Genomic DNA, 18,641 nt, shown 5'->3' with positions numbered 1-18,641 from the left:
AGGCTCCCGTCGTTGGCGTGACTATCTGCGGAATACTTTGTGCAGCCAGTCGTTGAGCGGTCGCAGAGCCGACGGCGCATAGGCCTGCTCCAGGGTGATCGCGTGCGCGGTTGTGCGCTGAATGCGCGCGCGTATAGGGTGATCCTTGACACGGGGTGCCGCACATAGTGTGCGTGCTGAGATCAATACCCGTCGAACCTGTCTAGTTAGTACTAGCGAAGGAATGTCACGGATGACTGGTCAAACCTCCCAGCTCGCGCTGCGGCAAACGCCTCGAATTCTCAGTATCGCCGGAACCGATCCGACCGGCGGCGCCGGGATTCAAGCCGACCTGAAGAGCATTGCGGCCAACGGCGGCTACGGCATGGCGGTCATCAGTGCTCTGGTCGCGCAGAATACGCGCGGGGTGCGCTCGGTGCACACCCCGCCTGTGGCTTTTCTGCGCGCACAATTGAACGCCGTGAGCGACGATGTAACCATCGATGCCGTCAAGATCGGCATGCTCGCGCAACTCGACGTCATTACCGAGGTGCGCTCCTGGCTCATGGAGTGTCGACCGCCCGTGGTGGTGCTCGACCCGGTGATGGTGGCAACGAGTGGTGACCGGCTACTTGACCGCTCAGCCGAGCAAGCGCTGCGCGACCTGATCCCTCAGGTCGATCTCGTCACGCCCAATGTTCCCGAGCTGGCTGTTCTGCTTGCAGAGCACCCGGCGGCCACCTGGGCGGAGGCCCTGGAGCAGGGCGGAAGGTTGTCTGCTCGCACCGGTGTCACCGTTCTGGTCAAGGGCGGCCATCTCAACGAAACCAGCTGCCCGGATGCCCTGGTCAACACCCAGGGGTTACTGTCGCACAGCGTGGTCGAGGTCGCGTTGCCACGTATCCGCACCAGGAACACGCACGGCACCGGATGCTCGCTCTCCTCGGCCATGGCCACGGTGCAGGCGAGAACCGGTGACTGGGCGCAGTCCCTCGTCGAGGTCAAAGACTGGCTCCAGGACGCCCTGGCCCACGCCGACGACCTCGAGGTCGGCCAGGGAAATGGCCCGATTCACCACTTTCATCAGCTGTTCGCCCGTGCAACAGCAGTATCCACTCTGACCGCAGGCGTGCGATGAACGCGGTACGGTCGGTGGGACTAGCCGAGTGGCGGGAGGCTGGCGAGCAGACGCTGAGCGGCATCCGTCGGGTCGTCGGCGTCGGTGATCGCGCGCACCACCACTACCCGGGTGGCGCCGGCGTCGACGACTTGGTCGATGTTGCCGAGGTCGATGCCGCCGATGGCGAACCAGGGGCGCAGGCTGCCGACGGTAGCGCTCTGCGCGGCCGCATAACGCAGCAGGTCTATTCCGACCGCAGCGCGGCCAGGTTTCGTTGGCGTAGCCCAGACCGGACCGACACAGAAATAGTCGAGGTTATCGGCGGTGACGGCGGCATCCACCTGCTCGATGGTGTGGGTGGACAGGCCGATCCGCGCAGCCGTGCCGAGCAGTGTGCGGGCGGCAGGCAGCGGCAGGTCAGTCTGGCCGACATGAAAAACCGGCGCGCCGGAGAGGCCGGCGATATCCGCTCGGTCGTTGACCGCCCAGAGCCGGGCGTGACGGTCGGCGACCGTGTGCAGAACCTCGAGATAGTGAAGTTCCTCGGCCGCGTCGATGTTCTTATCGCGCAGTTGGATGATGTCGACCCCGCCGGCGAAGGCGGCATCCACGAAGTCGGCGAAATCGCCGCGATCTTTTCTGGCATCGGTGCAGAGATACAGCCGGGCGGTGATGGGGTCCATGCGACCAACCCTAAGGGGCGCTGCCGTGGCATCGGTGCACACCATGAGTGAGCGGGAAGCGCAGCGAACAGTTGATGTTGCCGTCATTGGCGGCGGCGTCATCGGGCTCGGCATCGCCTGGACGCTGGCGCATTCCGGCCGTAGCGTGGTCGTCATCGACCCCGACCCGGCCGGCGGCGCCACCTTCGCTGCAGCCGGAATGCTCGCCGCGGTGAGCGAACTGCACTATCGGGAAGAGGCATTGCTTGATCTCATGCTCGCGTCCTCGAAGTTGTATCCCGACTTCATCGACTCGCTCGGAACCGATAGCGACGCTACCGGATACCAGCGAACGACAACGCTGAACGTGGGCGCGGACGCGGCCGACCGGCAAGCCCTCGTCGACCTGCGTGCTGTGCAGGTGGCCAATGGATTGGGTGTCGAGCCCCTCACCGTGCGCGAAGCGCGGGTGCTTGAACCGCTGCTGAGCCCCCAGGTCTCCGGCGCTTTTTTGGTGGAACAAGATCACCAGGTCGACCCGCGACGGCTCACCGAGCGCATCCAGCTCGCGCTCGCCGCCCTCGCGCCCAACGGCCAGGACGCCGTGATTCGGGTGCGTGCGCGTGGATTACTGCACGCCGATGCAACGGATGCCTCCTCGCGCGTTACCGGCGTCGCCCTGGCTGACGGCAGCTCGATCCAGGCCGATGAGGTGGTCGTGGCCAATGGGCTCTGGGCGGGCGAGTTGGACGGGCTCCCCGAGCACCTGCGCCTGCCGCTGCGCCCGGTGTACGGGGACGTACTTCGATTGCGGGTGCCCGAGCACCTTCGGCCGCTACTCACCTGCACGGTGCGCGGGTTGGTGCACGGGGTGCCGGTCTACCTGGTTCCGCGCACCGACGGAACGCTCGTGATCGGAGCCACCCAGCGCGAAGACGGCTCGGGCGTGGTCTCGGCCGGCGGCGTCTACCAGCTGTTGCGTGATGCACAGGCCCTGGTGCCGGCGGTCAGCGAGCTGGAGCTGATCGAAACGACCGCTCGGGCTCGTCCGGGAACGCCGGACAATGCACCGTTCCTCGGCCGCGTCGGGTGTTCAAACGGTGACATCGCCGGCCTCATCATTGCCACCGGATTCTTTCGTCACGGTGTACTGCTCACCCCGGTCGCAGCCCAGTACTGCCTGCAGCTCATCGAGGGCATTGCAGACGATCGGTGGCGAAATTTTCGGCCCGATCGGTTCTCGGCGAGCCGAGAGCCCGCATCCGCTTCACTGAAAGGAGGCCTATCGTGGCTGTAATAATTTCCGTCAATGGCCAGAAACGAACCGTATCCGGCGGCACCGTGACCGACCTCGTAGCCGAGATCACCGGGCGACGCATCGAAACAGGCGGCCATGCAGCCGACGGCGGCCGCCTCGGAGTAGCCGTGGCACGAAACGCCGCGGTCGTTCCCCGCAGCCTGTGGTCGACTACCGGGCTGACGGCGGGCGATGAGATTGAAATTGTTTCTGCAGTCCAGGGAGGTTGACCGTGCAGACCGCACACTTCACGAACACTGACAGCCTGGTGATTGACGGCGTGGCGTTGACCTCCCGCCTGATCATGGGCACCGGGGGAGCACCGAGTCTCGATGGCCTCGGTGAAGCACTGCGAGCGTCGGGAACCGAACTCACCACGGTCGCCATGCGGCGGCACAGCGCAGCGACCACCGGTTCACTCTTCGAGCTGCTGGTCGAGAATTCCATCCGGGTGCTGCCGAACACCGCCGGCTGTTTCACCGCGCGCGATGCGGTGATGACCGCCGAGCTGGCTCGGGAAGCCCTAGAAACCGACTGGATCAAGCTCGAGGTCATCGCCGACGAGCAGACCCTGCTGCCCGATGCAGTCGAACTGGTGGAGGCCACCGAACAGCTCGTTGCGCGGGGCTTCAAGGTGTTCGCGTACACCAATGACGACCCGGTGCTCGCGCTCCGGCTCGAATACCTGGGCGCTGTGGCCGTGATGCCGCTCGGGGCGCCGATCGGCACCGGGCTCGGCATTCTCAACCCGCACAATATCGAGCTGATCGTGGCCCGCGCCGGTGTTCCCGTGGTGCTCGATGCCGGAATCGGTACCGCCTCTGACGCTGCGCTGGCGATGGAATTGGGCTGTGATGCAGTGCTGCTGGCCACCGCTGTGACGCGCGCGCAGAACCCGCCGCTCATGGCCGATGCGTTCAAGCACGCCGTGCTGGCAGGCCGCAGGGCAGCCCAGGCCGGCCGCATTCCGCGGCGCCAGCACGCGCTGGCGTCGTCATCGATGGCCGGGCGGCCCGACCTGTGACGCGGATACCGGTGCTCGCGCCGCTCGTCGAACCCGGCGAGGAGCTCACCATAGCCGAGCGCGAGCGGTATTCGCGCCACATTCTTATTCCCGAAATCGGAATGCTCAGCCAGCGACGGCTGAAAAATGCGCGCGTTCTCGTAATCGGCGCCGGCGGACTCGGCTCGCCGGTGCTGCTCTACCTCGCGGCCGCCGGGGTGGGCACGCTCGGCATCGTCGATCACGACACCGTGGACCTCAGTAACCTGCAGCGCCAGATCATCCACGGTACCTCGGGCCTCGGCCACTCGAAACTAAAATCGGCAGCGGCCGCGGTCGCCGAGCTCAATCCGCTCGTCACGGTGCACCAGCACGACGTCTGGCTTAGTGCGGCGAATGCCCTCGACCTGTTCGCCCAGTACGACCTGATCGTCGACGGCGCCGACACCTTCGCCACGCGTTACCTGGTCAGCGACGCTGCCGCGATGCTCGGTAAACCCTGCGTCTGGGGATCCATCCTGCGCTTCGACGGGCAGGTCAGCGTGTTCTGGAACCGGCACGGACCCACCTACCGAGACCTGTATCCGGAAGCCCCGCCAGCGGGCTCAGTGCCCAGCTGTGGCGAGGGTGGAGTGTTTGGAATGCTGTGCGGAACGATCGGCTCGACGATGGTGGCCGAAGCCGTGAAGTTGATCACCGGGGTCGGGCGCACACTGCTTGGCCGGGTCGTGCTGTTCAATGCGCTCGAAGCGACCTGGCGCGAAATCAGCATTGCGCGCGACCCTGCGGCCGAAGCGATCACCGCGCTGATGGACTACGAGGCGTTGTGCGGGACATCGAGCCTGAATGGCGATGCGATTTCCGTGCAGGAACTCGCCGTCATGCTCCAGGCTCGGCAGCGGGGCGAGATCGACTTCGACCTCATCGACGTTCGGGAACCAGAGGAGTACGAGATCGTACACATTGCCGGGGCGCTACTCGTGCCGCAGGGCACCATCCTCTCCGGAGAGGCGTGCCTTGCCCGGGACCGCGACGTTGTCGTGCACTGCAAGGCTGGCCCGCGCTCGGCTGCCGTCTGCGCCGAGCTGCGGCGGCAAGGCTATGAGCATGTGCGTCAGGTTGAGGGCGGCGTTCTGGCCTGGGTGAAAGAGATCGAGCCCACGCTTTCGACATACTAAAGCGCGCGATGGCGACACGAAAGCAGAGGCCACACGCGGCATCTGTTTTCCACCCCCATAAGGGGGTAGTATCGCCGCAATCGGGGATTTCCCGCGCATGAAATGAAAGGTCGGACTATGAACCCGTTACTCATCATTGTGGCCGTTATCGCGGTGGTGCTGCTCATTACCGGAGGTCTGGTGCAGTCGCTTCAATTTCTGCTCTGGGTCGGTATCGTACTGGCGATCATCGCCGTGATCATGTTCCTGATGCGATCAATGTCCGGACGCAAGAGCGCCTGACGCGACACGGTGCCAGAGCAGTCGGTAGAAGGAGAATAAACTCCTTCTACCGGCTTTTTCTCTGCCTAAACAAGCTGTTGCCGAGTTGATACAGCTGACAACAGATGCAGCCCTGACAACGATGGCGGTGCTTTCCTGAGACCACGCTTACTGTAGTGTCGAGGCGCTTGATCGAGTTGGAGATCAATCGTTGCGCCGTGCGCCCGGCCGACCATGCGGCAGGTCGCCGCACTCGCCGGTGTCACCCCTACATCGTGCCGGCCGAGCTCATCGCTCGCGGCTCCGAAGAGATTGGACCCCATGCCTGAACTCAATGCCCCTTCCCGTGTCGTCGTCGTCGGTGACGCCCTGATCGATGTGCTGCGTGACGGTGAGGCGAGCCGGGAATTCGCCGGCGGTGCAGCCCTGAACGTGGCGGTGGGCCTGGCCATACTCGGGGTGCCGACGACCCTGATCGCGATGGTCGGTGACGACGCTGACGGCGCGGTGCTTCGGTCCTTCCTCGACCAGTACGGCGTGCAGCTGATCGCGACACCGGGCCCGCTCGGGTCTTCCCGGGCGGTGTCGGATCGCACCGATGGCGAACCCCGCTACTTCTTCAACGACGCCGCTAAAGCGCGCCGGATCGAGTTCGGCGCGGCCGAGAGGGCGGCGCTGGCCGCCGCTGCCATCGTCGTCGTGAGTTGTTTTCCGTTCGACGACACCGCGCAAACCGAGGCATTCATCGCCTGCGTCACCGACCCGGAGCACCGCCTCGTGATCGACCCGAACCCGCGGGCCGGCATGCTGCACGACGGACCGCGGTTCGTACGCAACTTTGAGGCGCTCGCCGCGCGCAGTCTGCTCGTGAAAGTCGGCGACGAAGACGCCGACCTTCTCTACGACAGCACGCTCGACGAGCTGCGCGAACGACTCGTCGATGGGGGCGCGCAGACCGTGCTGGCGACTGCCGGTCGGCTCGGTGCTTCAGTCTCGTTCGAAAACAATGGGCTGGTCAGCGTCCCGATCGCCGCGCTTGACGGCCCGATCGTCGACACGATGGGGGCGGGGGACGCAACACTGGCGGCATCCGTTTGCACCATCATGAACGACGGGGTGCCGCAGGACTCCACGGCGTGGGAGGCGCTGCTGGCCGACGCCATGCTCACCGCCGCGGCGACCTGCCGGCACGAGGGAGCGCTGCTCCGCCGGCCGTAGCGAGCGGATGCCCGGGTCGGGTTAGGCCCCGGGTTAGGCCTCGGTTTCGGCCTCGGTCAGGTCGAGACGGGAGCGAATGGCGTCGCGGGCCTGCTGGGCGGCGCGGCGCACCTCCTTGTCGGAGTCGCGCAGGCGCACCTCGATCGTCGCGATGTTGTCGGCGGTGCCCTGGTCGGCGAGGGCGTGCAGCGCGGCGGAACGCACGCGCGGGTTCTCGTCGGTCGTGAGACGCACGAGCTTGGGTACCACCTGCAGGCCGCGCAGCAGCACAACCTTGGCGCACATTTCGCGCACGCGCCACGCCTGATTGTTCAGACCGACGACGATGTACGGCGCGGCCTGCTCTCCCCAGACGTGCAGCAGCGCGCGGGCGCCCCACAGTTCGGGCCAGTACAGGGCGGGTGCACCCTCGAGGATACCGAGCGCGTGGCGTCCGCCGGCGTAAAGCAGAAAGTCTTTTCCGGCGTTCTTGGCGCGCAACAGGGCCACGGCATTGTCGATGACGACGTTCTCGCCGTAGTGCACGACGGCGGCGCGAATGCGCTCATCGGTCGGCAGATCGATCGGAAGGTCGGGGTGCGGAATCAATTTGTTTTGCATAGCCCTCTAACGCTACCTCCCCTCCGCAGTTTCCAGCCCGCGAGAGCGCAAAAAGTGCCCGATTACGAGTGTCAAACAGGCACTTTTTGCGCTGTCGCGAGCTATTAGGAGAGGAGCAGCTCGAAACCGGAGGCCTGCTCGTAAATGCCGTAGTTGCCGATGTCGACGAAACCGAGACTGCGGTAGAGGGCGAGTGCTTCGGGCTGCGCGTAGCCGGTTTCCAAACGCATCCGCTCGTAGCCGAGATCTCGGGCGAGGGATTCCAGCTCGCGCAGAATCGTCTTCGCGTGGCCCTGGCGGCGATAATCGGGGTTGGTCCACATGCGCTTGACCTCGGCGGTGGTGGCGTCGTACTGGCGGAGGCCGCCGCCGGCGACCGTGGTGTCACCGTCGACGAGCACGAGAAATCCTCCGCCGGGCGGATCAAACTCGGCCCCATCAACGTCGTGCACAGAATCGCCATCGCCGTATCGGGTTTCGTATTCACGGTGCAGGTCAAGCAGAAGAGGGGCTACTGCGGGGTCACCGAAGCGCACGGATACACATTTCACGCTTAATAGTGTGCGCCTTGTCCCGGTGCGCTCCTGACAATCGGCGGGAGCTCTCTGAGTAGACTCGATGGGTGTCAGTGAACCCAGAGTTGCAGGGGCGGGTCTTTCCGCCGGTCGCCCCGTATCTAGTCGGTCGTGAAAAGGTGCGCGAATTCTCCCGCGCCGTGTTCGCGACCAACCCGATCAACCACGATCCCGAAGCGGCCCGCGCGGCCGGCCACCACGACCTCGTCGCCCCGCCCACCTTTGCCGTGGTCGTGCAGGAGGCCACCCTGGCCCAACTTCTGGCCGAACCGGATGGCGGCATCGACTTCACCCGCGTCGTGCACGGTGACCAACGCTTCAGCTATACCCGGCCGATCATCGCCGGCGATGAGCTCACGGCAACTCTCGCGGTGACGAGCATCAAGAGCCTCGGTGGCCACTCGATGGTGACCGCCGAGTCCACCATCGTCGACGCCGCGGGCGCCCACGTCGTCACCGCCATCTCCACCCTCGTCGTCAGGGGAGACGAATGATCCCCGCTGTGACCGACCTCACGGTCGGCGACGTCGTCGCCGAGGCGAGTTTCGCCCTGACGCGCGATTCTCTCGTGCGCTATGCCGGGGCATCCGGTGATTTCAATCCCATTCACTACCGCGATGATGTCGCGCAGTCGGTGGGATTGTCGGGTGTGCTCGCCCACGGCATGCTCACTATGGGGCTGGCCGTGCAACCCGTCGTCGACTGGGCGGGCGACCCGGCCCGGGTTCTCGACTACCAGGTGCGGTTTACCCGCCCGGTCTTCGTCGACGCCACTGCTGGCGCAACCGTGGCGGTCGTCGCCAAGGTCGGCGCCGTCGACCCCGAAGCCCTCATCGCCCGCATTGACCTGACCGTGACGTTCAACGGTGCAACGGTTCTCGGCAAGGCGCAGGCGCGCGTCAACCTGGCCTGAAACATGATCGAACCCGTCGCGCTCAGCACCCTCACCACCTTTCAAATCGGTGGGCCACCAGTTGCACGGGTGGCACCGGTCACGGAGCATGACCTCATCAACGAGACCCTCGTGGTCTGGGGCATGGCTGAGAACTGGTTGCTGCTCGGCGGCGGCTCCAACACCGTCGTCGCTGACGAAGGCTTCGACGGCATCGTCATCCACGTGGTGACGCGCGGTATCGAAGTGCTCCGCAGTGAAACCACCAGCGAAGCGGATGCCGTCACCGGGCCGACCGGTGGGGTGCGACTGCGCGTACAGGCCGGCGAACCGTGGGACGACCTCGTCGCCTACAGCGTGGATCGCGGCTGGTCCGGCATCGAGGCGCTGTCGGGCATTCCCGGATCGTGCGGTGCCGCCCCGGTGCAGAACATTGGCGCCTACGGTCAGGAGCTTGCGGACAGCCTCGTCGCCATCGATTTTCTCTCTTATGAAACCGGCGAGGTCGAACGACTCGAGCATGCCGATCTGGGCCTCGGCTACCGCACCTCCGCGCTCAAACAGGGGCTGCGCGGCGTCGTGCTCGCGATCGAGCTGAAGCTGCATGACACCGCGGCCGAGGCATCCGTTTTGGGAAGCGCCCTCGGTCAACCGTTGAAGTACGCCCAACTCGCCGGGGCCCTCGGTGTTCAGCTCGGCGACCGGGTGCCGCTGCAGATTGTGCGCGCCACTGTTCTCGGGCTGCGGGCCGACAAGGGAATGGTGCTCGACCCGAGCGACCCCGACACCTTCAGCGCCGGTTCGTTCTTCACCAACCCGATCGTGACCGAGGCATTTGCCCGCTCGCTGCCGGCGGATGCGCCGCGCTGGCCGCTTGCCGCGGAGCCGGCTGATCGTGTTATTCCGCTTGAGGAATATACGGGGGTCGGACCTGTCCCCGGTGAGGAACCCGTGCGTATGGTCAAGCTCAGCGCCGCGTGGTTGATCGAACACGCCGGGGTCAGCCGCGGCTTTCGCCTGCCGGGATCGAGAGCGGCTGTGTCGAGCAAACACACCCTGGCCTTGACGAATACCGGCGGGGCTACCGCTGAGGAAGTCGCCGAACTGGCCCGGTACGTGCTCGGCCGGGTGCAGGCGGAGTTCGGGGTGAACCTGCAGCCCGAGCCGGTGCTGGTGGGGCTGACGCTCTAGCGCCCGGGCGTCAGGCCAGGCTCACGCGTCGCGCCGAATCCAACGAAACGTCACCCGGCTCAGCACGAGCCCCAGCACCAGCCAGATGCCGAGGGCGCCGGCCACCCAGGGCAAATCCCAGGTACCGCTTTGCTCGGCAGCCGCGAAGCTTTCCGGAAGAAAGACCGAACGCATGCCCTGCGCCATCCATTTGAGCGGAAAGATGCTCGCCAGGTTCTGCATCCACTCCGGCAGCGTTGTGAACTGCAGGTAGACGCCCGAGATGAATTGCAGCACGAGCACCACGGGAGCCACTACGGCCGTGGCACTGCGCCCCGACCGAGGTACCGCCGAGAGCGCTATGCCGAGAAACGCGCTCGTGATCACACCGAACACGAACACCCAGGCAAAAGTTGCCCACTTTTCCGGCTCAGTCGGTAGCGCGATATCGAGTACAAGCCGCGCCACGAGCAGCAGGAGGCCGGCCTGAAGAATCGCGGTGACGAAGACCTGCCCGATCTTGCCCAGAAAATAGCTCAGCGGGGAGAGCGGGGTGCCGCCGAGGCGTTTGAGGGTGCCGTCGCTTTTCTCGCCGGCGATATCGACGGCGAGGTTCTGCACACCGGAGAGAAGCATGCCGGCGGCCAGCATGCCGGGCAGATAGTAGGTACCCACGCTGACGCCGCCGGTGCCGTCGGGATTCGCACCGATATTGCCGGAGGAGCTGAACGCGGCGGTGAAAATGCCCAGCATGATGAAGGGAAAAAAGAACGTGAACAACAGGGTATCGGGGGAGCGAAAGTACAGGCGTGTTTCATAGCCGATGCGGGACAGGCCGAGCGCGAGCGTGCCCGGAGCCTTGTTCTGCGGGCGGGCGACCGCAACCGTGGCGCTCATGCTCGTACGTCCTTATAGGTGCGTCGGCTCGGCTCCGGCCGGCCGTCATTGGTTGATGCTGCAGCCCCGTTCCCAGCCGGAATTGCCTCGTGCCCACGCACGAGCGACAGGTACACATCTTCGAGACTGGGCCGGATCACCTCGAGATCCTCGGGCTCGGCGCCGTTCAAGCTGCGGACGAGTTCGGCCACGACCTGCGCCGGGCGGCTCGTACGCTCTTCGCGTACCAGTCCGTTGCCGTCACGCCAGCGCACGACCGGAACGCGGGCATCCGCTCCGCCGATTTTGTCGAGCGGGCCGATGTCGATGAGCTGGCCACCGGCGATGATTCCAGCTCGGTCGCCGAGTTGCGCGGCCTCGTCGAGGTAGTGGGTCGTCAGCAGAATGGTGGTGCCCTCCGCTTTGAGCCCGCGAATCAGGTGCCAAAACTGATGCCGGGCCTCGGGGTCGAAGCCGGTGGTTGGTTCGTCGAGAAACAACAACTCGGGGCGTCCGATAATGCCGAGGGCGACATCCACTCGGCGACGCTGCCCGCCGGAAAGCTTGCTGACGCGGGTTTTAGCTTTCTCACGCAGGCCCGCCGCGTCGATGACCTCGTCGACGTCGCGCGGATGAGGATAGAACCCGGCGAAGTGGCGCAGCTGCTCGGTCACGGTGGCATTGCCGCTCTCGTTGCTGGTCTGCAACACAATGCCGAGGCGGGCCTTCCACTCCAGGCCGCCGCGGTGCGGATCAGTGCCCAGCACGCTCACCTCGCCACCGGAACGGTCACGATAGCCCTCGAGAATCTCGATCGTCGTGCTCTTGCCGGCGCCATTCGGGCCGAGCAGGGCGAAGGTCTCACCGGCCGCGATCGAGAAACTCACGCCGCGCACCGCCTCGACGCTGCCATACGATTTCTGCAGGTCGCGCACCTGCACAGCCGGGGGAGTGGGTGTCATAGGTCCAGAGTCCCACTCCCGCGCTCTCCGCACCACCTCCGGTGATCGTCTCCCTCATCCAGCAGCGGAGGATGCCGCACTAGGCGAACAGGCGCTGCAGGCGTTGCACACCCTCGAGCAAGACGTCATCACCGAGGGCGTATGACATGCGCAGGAATCCACTCGGCCCGAAAGCTTCACCCGGAACTGCGGCCACCTCGGCCTGATCGAGAATGAGGTCGGCCAGTTCGAGAGACGTCGTTGGGGTCACACCGCCCCACTGACGGCCGAGCAGGCCGGTCACGTCGGGGTAGACGTAGAACGCGCCCTGCGGGGTGGGCGTCACGACGCCGGGGATCTGGTTCAGCTCGGCGATGATCAACTTGCGGCGGCGGTCAAAGGCGACCCGCATGGCCTCGGCGGCGTCCTGCGGGCCGTTCAGCGCTGCGATTCCCGCGCGCTGCGAGATGTTCGACACGTTCGAAGAGAGGTGGGACTGCAGGTTTGCTGCCGCCTTCATGGCGTCGGCGGGGCCGACCATCCAGCCGAGTCGCCAGCCGGTCATCGCATACGTTTTTGCGACACCGTTGACCAGGATGGTGCGGTCGGCGAGCGCCGGAACGGCCTCGACAATCGAAACGGCACGAACCCCGTCGTACGTGAGGTTCTGATAGATCTCATCGGAGATGACCCAGAGGCCGTTGTCTTCGGCCCACTGGCCGATGGCACGGGTCTGCTCCAGCGAATAGACGGCACCGGTGGGGTTGGACGGTGAAACGAACAGCAGCACCTTGGTTCGCGGGGTGCGTGCGGCTTCGAGCTGCTCAACGGTCACGAGGTAGCCCTGATCACTGCCGGCGAAGACGTCGACCTGCACGCCGCCGGCGAGGCGGATCGCTTCGGGGTAAGTGGTCCAATACGGGGTCGGCACGATGACCTCGTCACCGGGATCGAGCAGGGTCGCGAAGGCTTGGTAAACGGCTTGCTTGCCACCGTTGGTGACGACGACCTGGTTTGGCGAGACCACCAGGCTGCTGTCACGCAGTGTCTTGGCCGCGATGGCCTCGCGCAGCTCAGGCAGACCAGCCGCTGGGGTGTATCGATAGTTCCTCGGGTCGCGAACGGCGGTCAGCGCCGCCTCCACGATGTGCTCAGGCGTCTGAAAATCGGGTTCCCCCGCCGCGAAGCTGATCACCGGCCTTCCGGCTGCCTGCAGCGCCTTGGCCTTGCCGTCAACCTTGAGGGTCGCTGACTCGGCAATAGAACCGATCCGAGTTGAAATTCGCTTGAGTTCGTGATCCACGTGTTGAGTTTAGCTACCCGACCCGCGCGCAAGCTAGCAAAGCCCCCGGCCGAGCCAGCGCTCGTGCCAGACTCGGTGACGAAGATCGGCCGCGCGCCGGCTGAGCCATGAGATGCCCGTAAAAATTGACTCTCCCGCAGGAATAGAGTGATCAAATGATCACCCGTCTGGTTCAGATCTCTCGACCGGTGCTGTGGGTCAACACCATCGGAACGACCGTCATCGGCATGTGGTTGATCGGGGATTTGTGGCGCTGGGACATCATCCCGCTGCTGCTCTGGGCGACCCTGCCGTTCAACCTGCTGATCTACGGCGTGAACGATATCTTCGACCAGGAAACGGATGCCCGGAACGCCCGCAAGGGCGGCCTCGAGGGGGCTCGTATCCTCGGCTCGGAAACTCGCAGTATTGTGCTCGCGGTCGTGCTGACCAACGCGCCGTTCCTGGCATATTTTCTCATCACGCTGCCGGCGGCCGCGCTCGCCTGGATTACCGCATACACGGTGATCTTCATTTTCTACTCGGCACCCCCGCTACGTTTCAAGGCCCGGCGCTACCTTGACTCGCTCAGCAACGCCGCCTACGCTTTCCCGCTGATCTTCGTACCCCTGGCCCTCGGCGCGTCGCCGGTCTGGTCGGCGGCTATCGGGCTGATGGCGTGGAGCGTGGCCAAGCACACCTACGACGCGGTGCAGGATATCGACGAGGACCGCGCCGCCGGAATTCAGACCACTGCCGTCCATCTCGGTGCGCGCGGCGCTACGCTGTGGAGCGGCGTGTGGTGGGCTCTGTCCACCGTGGGATTCGCGCTGATCAGTTGGCCGGTCGCCGCGGTGAATGCCCTCATCGCCGGCTGGCTGGTAATTTCACTGGGGCGCAGCCCCACACCGGCAACGGCCCGCCGACTGTATCGATACTCGATCGTGTTCCCCTACGTTGCCGGTTCCGTAGCGGGGGCCCAAATCGTGGCAGCCATGTTGCTGGGAGGCTATCCATGACCCGATCACGCCTGAATACGTCCCCACGGCGCATAATCGTGCTCGGCGCGGGCATCGGTGGGCTCACGGCCGCCGCACTGTTAGCCCGCGCCGGCCATTCGGTGACCGTACTGGAAGGATCCGACTGGATCGGTGGCAAGAGCAGGCGCCTCGAGATTGACGGGCAGCGGGTGGACACCGGACCGGCACTGGTCACGTTCCCCCGGGTCTGGGAGGAACTGCTCGCTCGTTACGACGCGCTCGGTGCCCGCCGGTCTGCTCCCTCGGAGGCCGCCGCGGTGGCCGGGGTCACGCTGCACAGGCTGCCCGAAGTGGGCCGGTACTTCTACCGGGGAGAAGCAGCCACCCTGCCGGTGCCGGCCGGGCATCCCTGGTACGCGGCCTGGACCCGTTTCGAACGCGAACACGGTGGCCTCGGGCCCCAGCTCACGAGCATGCTCACCGCCGACCCGTTGGATCCGGCGTCACTGCCGGCCGTGCGCAGCGTGTTCCGCCTGTATGGCACCCGCCTGACCACGCGCAGCTTTCTTGACGGCCTGAGCTGGATGCCCGATGGCCTGCGGGAGGTCATCGCCATCCACACCCTCAACGCGGGCGTCTCTCCCCGGCAGACTCTCGCCCTGTACGCGAGCATGCCGGCCATTATGGCCAGGGACGGCGTGTGGGTTCCCGAGGGCGGAGTGAACGAGCTGCCACTCGCGTTGCACCGCCTGGCGGTGCATGCGGGCGCGCATGTGCACACCGGCGAGCCCGTTACCTCCGTGACGAAAGGTTTCGTGACCACGGCATCGGCGACGTACCCGGCCGACGTGATCGTGAGCGGGCTCGACAGCGTGGTGCTCGACGGCCTGCTCGGCGCGCCACCGGCACGGGCGCGGCCGCGCTCGTGCTCGGGGGTGGCCATCTATGCGGCGCTCGAGACGCCGCTGCCGGAGGGCACGGCCACGCACTCCGTTGTGCTTCCCGACGACCCGGCCGCCCTGCACCGCAGCCTCGATGCCGGACTCGTACCGGAGCAGACGATGGCATTCCTGAACTACTATCGGCCGCACGAGGTCTACCCCAACGACCGGGCCACCGTGGCTGTACTTCTCACCGCGCCCGCCGATGGTCGCCACTACGACCTCGACAGCCCGTGGGTGGCGCGTGAGGTGGCTCGGGTGAGCGCCGCCGTGGGCCTGGACCGGCCGATCAGCGAGCTGTTTCGCGACCATGTCGTGTTCGATCCGCAGTATTTCGGCGGCTGGGGTTCCGCCGATGGAGCACTCTACGGCGCAACCCACCCGCTCTGGCAGAGTGGGCCATTCCATCGCCCCGGCTACACGAGCCGCGCACGTCCGTGGCTGTGGCGGGTGGGCGCGTCGGTGCACCCCGGCGGCGGTATCCCGGCCGTGCTCGGCGGCGCTATGACCGCGATGCACAAGCTGATCGGCCGCCTCGATGCTTCCTGATCCCAGCTGCTGGCTCCGCGTTCACCTGAGAAGATAAAACCCGACGGGTCGGGTGGAACCGGATCAATCGATGAGGACTCACGTTTTCACAAGGTGCGCGCTCAAGGGTTCGTGTGCCAAGCTGACCGGGAAGCGGCAGCTCGCCCCTTGGGCTTGTTCGCCTCAGCTTTACAGTGGCCGGTCCGTGACCTAGACTGGTTCCGGTAGTTGAATTCGCCATGCTTTTCTGCGCCTTTTTCCACGTGTTCCTACGTGGTTGAAGTTCAGGCGGCTTTGCGGGTTTGCTTCCATAGGGTGGTGGCTCAATTGGTAGAGCAGCGGTCTCCAAAACCGCAGGTTGCAGGTTCGAGTCCTGTCCGCCCTGCACATCGGTAGAATTCTTCCGATCATGAGAGGTGAAACAGGTGGCCCGAAAAGTTGTCGACGAACCTAGTGAGGAAGTCGTCGCGAACGCCCGAATTGCCCGCGACTCCAATCGCGGTCCTTTCGCTCGGTTGTCTCTGTTTATCAAGCAGGTTTTCGCCGAGTTGCGCAAGGTCGTCACTCCGACTCGTAAAGAGTTGCTGAACTACACCGGCGTCGTACTCGTCTTCGTGATTATCATGATGGCTATCGTCTCGGCTTTCGACTGGATCTTCGGGCTTGCCGTTCTCTACGTGTTCGGAACGCCGGGTTAAGAGAGCCCCACCGGCATCCGCTTTGGCGGAACGCCTGCATTATCGGCATGGAAACGTGTCCAGACAACTTGCACACGTAGAACAAATTAGGGATTGAGATTTAGTGACTGAGACGAAGCACGACGATGTCGACTGGGCCACTGCCGCCGAGCAGTCCTCTGAAGAAGACGAGGCACAGGAGGGCAACACCCTTGCCGCCGACGAAGACTCCGTAGAAGCTGCCGAGCAGGCCGCCTTGCACGTCGTCGACGAAAGCGACGATGTCGAGATCAATCTCGATGCCGCACTCGACGCCCTCGCCGGATCCCCCGACCCCGAAGCTGATGCCATCGTCGATGACGCCCTCGACATCGACTCGGCCGAAGAGGCCGAGGCCTCCGTCGAAGCCGTCGAAGACGAAGACGAGCTCGTCACGGCCGATGCTGGTGTCGAGACCGAAGCAGATGCCGACGCCTCGATCGACCCGTATGAGGCCTTCCGCAAGGAACTTCGTTTTCTGCCGGGCAAGTGGTACGTCATTCACTCCTACGCCGGATTTGAACGTCGGGTCAAGTCGAACATTGAAAACCGCAAGCAGTCCATGGCGATGGAAGACTTCATCTACCAGTGCGAAGTTCCCATGGAAGACGTCGTCGAGATCAAGAACGGCCAGCGCAAGATGGTCACCCGCGTGCGCATCCCGGGCTACGTGCTCGTGCGTATGGACCTCGACGAGGACAGCTGGTCGGTTGTTCGCCACACCCCCGGTGTGACCGGCTTCGTCGGCAACGCCCACAACCCCACGCCGCTGCGCTTCGAAGAGGCCTTTGGCATGCTCAAGGGACTCGTGGAGATTGTCGAAGCCCCGACCAAGGCTGGCGGCGCCCCCGGAAAGTCGGCGCAGCGCGTCATCGCGGCCGAGGTCGACTACGAAATCGGCGAGACCATCACGATCAAGGAAGGTTCGTTCGCGGGCCTGCCCGGTTCGATCAGCGAGATCAAGCCGGAGAGCGGCAAGCTCATCGTGCTCGTCTCCCTGTTCGAGCGCGAGACCCCGGTCGAGCTCAGCTTCGACCAAGTCACCAAGCTCTAACCAATCAGAACGGATGCCCCGCCAGGGTCATCCACGCTGGTTTCCCAAAACCACCGGGGCCCATCCGGGCCACCGGGAGAGCGGCCCCCGGGCTGCTCGCACATCAATACGAAGGACAACACAATGGCACCGAAGAAGAAGGTTACAGGTCTGATCAAACTTCAGATCAAGGCCGGCGCAGCCAACCCCGCACCGCCCATTGGGCCGGCACTGGGTCAGCACGGCGTTAACATCATGGAGTTCTGCAAGGCCTATAACGCGGCGACCGAAGCTCAGCGCGGCAACGTCATCCCCGTTGAGATCACCGTCTATGACGACCGCTCATTCACGTTCATCCTGAAGACCCCGCCCGCAGCGGAGCTCATCAAGAAGGCCGCCGGCGTCGCCAAGGGCAGCGGAACCCCGCACACCGTCAAGGTTGCCAACCTCACCCAGGCCCAGGTCCGCGAGATTGCTGAAGCGAAGATGGTTGACCTCAACGCCAACGACATCGACGCCGCCGCGAAGATCATCGCCGGAACCGCCCGGTCCATGGGCATCACGGTCAGCGCGTAAGCACACCCCACATCAGCGCCTCGCGGCGCCTGTGCACCCTTAGCAATTAGTGGAAGAGCCTGCCAGGCTCGCACCACACTCTGAAGTACATACAGGAGATTTCACATGGCAACCAAGTCAAAGGCGTACCGCGCCTCCGCCGCCAAAATCGGCGAAGACAACGTCTTCACCCCGGCCGAGGCCGTAGCCCTCGCCAAGGAGACCGGCTCCGCAAAGTTCAACTCCACGGTTGAGGTCGCCCTCCGCCTCGGCGTCGATCCTCGCAAGGCCGACCAGATGGTTCGTGGAACCGTCATCCTCCCGCACGGCACCGGCCGCACCGCCCGCGTCATCGTCTTCGCAACCGGCCCTGCCGCCGAAGCCGCGATCGCAGCCGGCGCCGACGAGGTTGGTGGCGACGAGCTCATCGAGAAGGTAGCCGCTGGCTACACCTCGTTCGACTCGGCCGTCTCGACCCCCGAGCTCATGGGTAAGGTCGGTCGTCTCGGAAAGGTGCTCGGCCCGCGTGGTCTCATGCCCAACCCGAAGACCGGAACCGTGACGCCCGACGTCGCCAAGGCCGTTTCCGACATCAAGGGCGGAAAGATCGAATTCCGCGTCGACAAGCACTCCAACGTGCACTTCGTCGTCGGCAAGGCCTCTTTCTCGGTTGAGCAGTTGAATGAGAATATCTCCGCCGCGCTCGAAGAAGTTGTCCGTCTCAAGCCGAGCTCGTCCAAGGGCCGTTACATCACGAAGGGCGTCGTCTCGACCACCTTCGGTCCTGGCATCCAGCTCGACGTCAACAGCATCTAAGGCTCAAAGAATCTGAGC

General features: G+C 64.9%; 21 protein-coding genes, 1 tRNA gene, 1 pseudogene and 1 riboswitch. Of the genes and pseudogenes, 17 read left to right on the top strand and 6 right to left on the bottom strand.

The annotated features are described in order from the left end of the window. Positions 1–141 precede the first annotated feature (141 nt). Positions 142–241, top strand: a riboswitch (TPP riboswitch). Further along, positions 224–1,069, top strand: a pseudogene (gene thiD, locus CXY83_RS08105) (bifunctional hydroxymethylpyrimidine kinase/phosphomethylpyrimidine kinase); the annotation flags it as partial. It overlaps the preceding riboswitch by 18 nt. Before the next feature lie 68 nt (positions 1,070–1,137). On the opposite strand, the gene thiE reads toward thiD, so the two are convergent. After that, complete coding sequence (thiE, locus tag CXY83_RS08100) at positions 1,138–1,782, bottom strand: thiamine phosphate synthase (RefSeq protein ID WP_104196861.1); 645 nt, start codon at positions 1,780–1,782, stop codon at positions 1,138–1,140. A gap of 43 nt (positions 1,783–1,825) precedes the next feature. Between thiE and thiO the strand changes: the two genes are divergently transcribed. From thiO to CXY83_RS08075, 6 genes are all read left to right on the top strand, one after another. Then, a complete protein-coding gene (gene thiO, locus CXY83_RS08095) occupies positions 1,826–3,058 on the top strand; it encodes a glycine oxidase ThiO (RefSeq protein WP_104196941.1) in 1,233 nt (410 codons plus the stop codon). Beyond that, positions 3,049–3,288, top strand: a complete 240-nt coding sequence (gene thiS, locus CXY83_RS08090; protein WP_104196860.1) for a sulfur carrier protein ThiS — start codon at positions 3,049–3,051, stop codon at positions 3,286–3,288. Before thiO ends, thiS begins: the two co-directional genes overlap by 10 nt. 2 nt (positions 3,289–3,290) lie before the next feature. After that, positions 3,291–4,082, top strand: a complete 792-nt coding sequence (locus CXY83_RS08085; protein ID WP_304466231.1) for a thiazole synthase — start codon at positions 3,291–3,293, stop codon at positions 4,080–4,082. Then, complete coding sequence (gene moeB / locus CXY83_RS08080; protein ID WP_233200694.1) at positions 4,079–5,239, top strand: molybdopterin-synthase adenylyltransferase MoeB; 1,161 nt, start codon at positions 4,079–4,081, stop codon at positions 5,237–5,239. Before CXY83_RS08085 ends, moeB begins: the two co-directional genes overlap by 4 nt. A gap of 117 nt (positions 5,240–5,356) precedes the next feature. Then, complete coding sequence (locus CXY83_RS17845) at positions 5,357–5,521, top strand: DUF2207 domain-containing protein (RefSeq protein ID WP_146069887.1); 165 nt, start codon at positions 5,357–5,359, stop codon at positions 5,519–5,521. Positions 5,522–5,821: 300 nt separating this feature from the next. After that, positions 5,822–6,718, top strand: a complete 897-nt coding sequence (locus CXY83_RS08075; protein WP_104196858.1) for a PfkB family carbohydrate kinase — start codon at positions 5,822–5,824, stop codon at positions 6,716–6,718. Positions 6,719–6,751: 33 nt separating this feature from the next. On the opposite strand, the gene CXY83_RS08070 is transcribed toward CXY83_RS08075, so the two are convergent. Together CXY83_RS08070 and CXY83_RS08065 are read right to left on the bottom strand one after the other, a co-directional pair. Beyond that, positions 6,752–7,318 carry a HEAT repeat domain-containing protein gene (locus CXY83_RS08070; RefSeq protein WP_104196857.1) on the bottom strand — a complete coding sequence of 189 codons (567 nt, stop codon included), beginning with the start codon at positions 7,316–7,318 and terminating at the stop codon, positions 6,752–6,754. Between the two features lie 104 nt (positions 7,319–7,422). Beyond that, positions 7,423–7,869, bottom strand: a complete 447-nt coding sequence (locus CXY83_RS08065; RefSeq protein WP_158251862.1) for a GNAT family N-acetyltransferase — start codon at positions 7,867–7,869, stop codon at positions 7,423–7,425. 71 nt (positions 7,870–7,940) lie between these two features. Between CXY83_RS08065 and CXY83_RS08060 the strand changes: the two genes are divergently transcribed. Genes CXY83_RS08060 through CXY83_RS08050 form a run of 3 tightly spaced genes read left to right on the top strand, consistent with a single transcriptional unit; the run spans position 7,941 to position 9,976 of the window. Further along, positions 7,941–8,387 (top strand): MaoC family dehydratase N-terminal domain-containing protein, encoded by a 447-nt coding sequence (locus CXY83_RS08060; RefSeq protein WP_104196855.1) that lies wholly within the window; start codon positions 7,941–7,943, stop codon positions 8,385–8,387. Continuing rightward, positions 8,384–8,806, top strand: a complete 423-nt coding sequence (locus tag CXY83_RS08055; RefSeq protein WP_104196854.1) for a MaoC/PaaZ C-terminal domain-containing protein — start codon at positions 8,384–8,386, stop codon at positions 8,804–8,806. The genes CXY83_RS08060 and CXY83_RS08055 overlap by 4 nt, the downstream gene beginning before the upstream one ends. Positions 8,807–8,809: 3 nt before the next feature. Then, positions 8,810–9,976 (top strand): UDP-N-acetylmuramate dehydrogenase, encoded by a 1,167-nt coding sequence (locus CXY83_RS08050; RefSeq protein ID WP_104196853.1) that lies wholly within the window; start codon positions 8,810–8,812, stop codon positions 9,974–9,976. A 21-nt stretch (positions 9,977–9,997) separates the two neighbouring features. Here CXY83_RS08050 and CXY83_RS08045 read toward each other — a convergent pair whose 3' ends face one another. From CXY83_RS08045 to CXY83_RS08035, 3 genes are all read right to left on the bottom strand, one after another. Further along, positions 9,998–10,852 carry an ABC transporter permease gene (locus tag CXY83_RS08045; RefSeq protein ID WP_104196852.1) on the bottom strand — a complete coding sequence of 285 codons (855 nt, stop codon included), beginning with the start codon at positions 10,850–10,852 and terminating at the stop codon, positions 9,998–10,000. Then, the gene (locus tag CXY83_RS08040; RefSeq protein ID WP_104196851.1) at positions 10,849–11,793 is read right to left on the bottom strand and encodes an ABC transporter ATP-binding protein; all 945 of its coding nucleotides are present in this window, start codon (positions 11,791–11,793) and stop codon (positions 10,849–10,851) included. Before CXY83_RS08040 ends, CXY83_RS08045 begins: the two co-directional genes overlap by 4 nt. Before the next feature lie 79 nt (positions 11,794–11,872). After that, positions 11,873–13,075 carry a pyridoxal phosphate-dependent aminotransferase gene (locus CXY83_RS08035; RefSeq protein WP_104196850.1) on the bottom strand — a complete coding sequence of 401 codons (1,203 nt, stop codon included), beginning with the start codon at positions 13,073–13,075 and terminating at the stop codon, positions 11,873–11,875. 155 nt (positions 13,076–13,230) lie between these two features. On the opposite strand from CXY83_RS08035, the gene CXY83_RS08030 reads away from it, so the two are divergent. The 7 genes from CXY83_RS08030 (at position 13,231) to rplA (ending at position 18,623) form a co-directional block, all read left to right on the top strand. Next, positions 13,231–14,073 (top strand): UbiA family prenyltransferase, encoded by an 843-nt coding sequence (locus CXY83_RS08030; protein ID WP_104196849.1) that lies wholly within the window; start codon positions 13,231–13,233, stop codon positions 14,071–14,073. Continuing rightward, on the top strand, positions 14,070–15,524 hold the full coding sequence (locus tag CXY83_RS08025; RefSeq protein WP_104196848.1) for an NAD(P)/FAD-dependent oxidoreductase: 1,455 nt from the start codon (positions 14,070–14,072) through the stop codon (positions 15,522–15,524). Before CXY83_RS08030 ends, CXY83_RS08025 begins: the two co-directional genes overlap by 4 nt. Positions 15,525–15,815: 291 nt before the next feature. Then, a tRNA-Trp gene (locus CXY83_RS08020) sits at positions 15,816–15,888 on the top strand. A 40-nt stretch (positions 15,889–15,928) separates the two neighbouring features. After that, complete coding sequence (gene secE, locus CXY83_RS08015; protein WP_104196939.1) at positions 15,929–16,201, top strand: preprotein translocase subunit SecE; 273 nt, start codon at positions 15,929–15,931, stop codon at positions 16,199–16,201. Positions 16,202–16,304: 103 nt separating this feature from the next. After that, entirely contained in the window at positions 16,305–17,273 is a 969-nt protein-coding gene (gene nusG, locus CXY83_RS08010) for a transcription termination/antitermination protein NusG (protein WP_104196847.1), read from the top strand. 123 nt (positions 17,274–17,396) lie between these two features. Beyond that, complete coding sequence (gene rplK, locus CXY83_RS08005) at positions 17,397–17,828, top strand: 50S ribosomal protein L11 (protein WP_092106326.1); 432 nt, start codon at positions 17,397–17,399, stop codon at positions 17,826–17,828. A 105-nt stretch (positions 17,829–17,933) separates the two neighbouring features. Continuing rightward, complete coding sequence (rplA, locus tag CXY83_RS08000; protein WP_104192468.1) at positions 17,934–18,623, top strand: 50S ribosomal protein L1; 690 nt, start codon at positions 17,934–17,936, stop codon at positions 18,621–18,623. Positions 18,624–18,641 lie beyond the last annotated feature (18 nt).

It is taken from the genome of Cryobacterium sp. M15 (genome assembly GCF_002929675.1).
GTDB lineage: Bacteria > Actinomycetota > Actinomycetes > Actinomycetales > Microbacteriaceae > Cryobacterium > Cryobacterium lyxosi.
This window is presented reverse-complemented; position numbering and strand designations above follow the sequence as displayed.

Excerpts from the sequence above, each read along its gene's own strand:
- thiE (WP_104196861.1), bottom strand. The coding sequence starts at position 1,782 with ATGGACCCCATCACCGCCCGGCTGTATCTCTGCACCGATGCCAGAAAA.
- thiO (WP_104196941.1), top strand. The coding sequence starts at position 1,826 with ATGAGTGAGCGGGAAGCGCAGCGAACAGTTGATGTTGCCGTCATTGGC.
- CXY83_RS17845 (WP_146069887.1), top strand. The coding sequence starts at position 5,357 with ATGAACCCGTTACTCATCATTGTGGCCGTTATCGCGGTGGTGCTGCTC.
- CXY83_RS08075 (WP_104196858.1), top strand. The coding sequence starts at position 5,822 with ATGCCTGAACTCAATGCCCCTTCCCGTGTCGTCGTCGTCGGTGACGCC.
- CXY83_RS08070 (WP_104196857.1), bottom strand. The coding sequence starts at position 7,318 with ATGCAAAACAAATTGATTCCGCACCCCGACCTTCCGATCGATCTGCCG.
- CXY83_RS08055 (WP_104196854.1), top strand. The coding sequence starts at position 8,384 with ATGATCCCCGCTGTGACCGACCTCACGGTCGGCGACGTCGTCGCCGAG.
- CXY83_RS08050 (WP_104196853.1), top strand. The coding sequence starts at position 8,810 with ATGATCGAACCCGTCGCGCTCAGCACCCTCACCACCTTTCAAATCGGT.
- CXY83_RS08045 (WP_104196852.1), bottom strand. The coding sequence starts at position 10,852 with ATGAGCGCCACGGTTGCGGTCGCCCGCCCGCAGAACAAGGCTCCGGGC.
- CXY83_RS08040 (WP_104196851.1), bottom strand. The coding sequence starts at position 11,793 with ATGACACCCACTCCCCCGGCTGTGCAGGTGCGCGACCTGCAGAAATCG.
- CXY83_RS08030 (WP_104196849.1), top strand. The coding sequence starts at position 13,231 with ATGATCACCCGTCTGGTTCAGATCTCTCGACCGGTGCTGTGGGTCAAC.
- CXY83_RS08025 (WP_104196848.1), top strand. The coding sequence starts at position 14,070 with ATGACCCGATCACGCCTGAATACGTCCCCACGGCGCATAATCGTGCTC.
- rplK (WP_092106326.1), top strand. The coding sequence starts at position 17,397 with ATGGCACCGAAGAAGAAGGTTACAGGTCTGATCAAACTTCAGATCAAG.
- rplA (WP_104192468.1), top strand. The coding sequence starts at position 17,934 with ATGGCAACCAAGTCAAAGGCGTACCGCGCCTCCGCCGCCAAAATCGGC.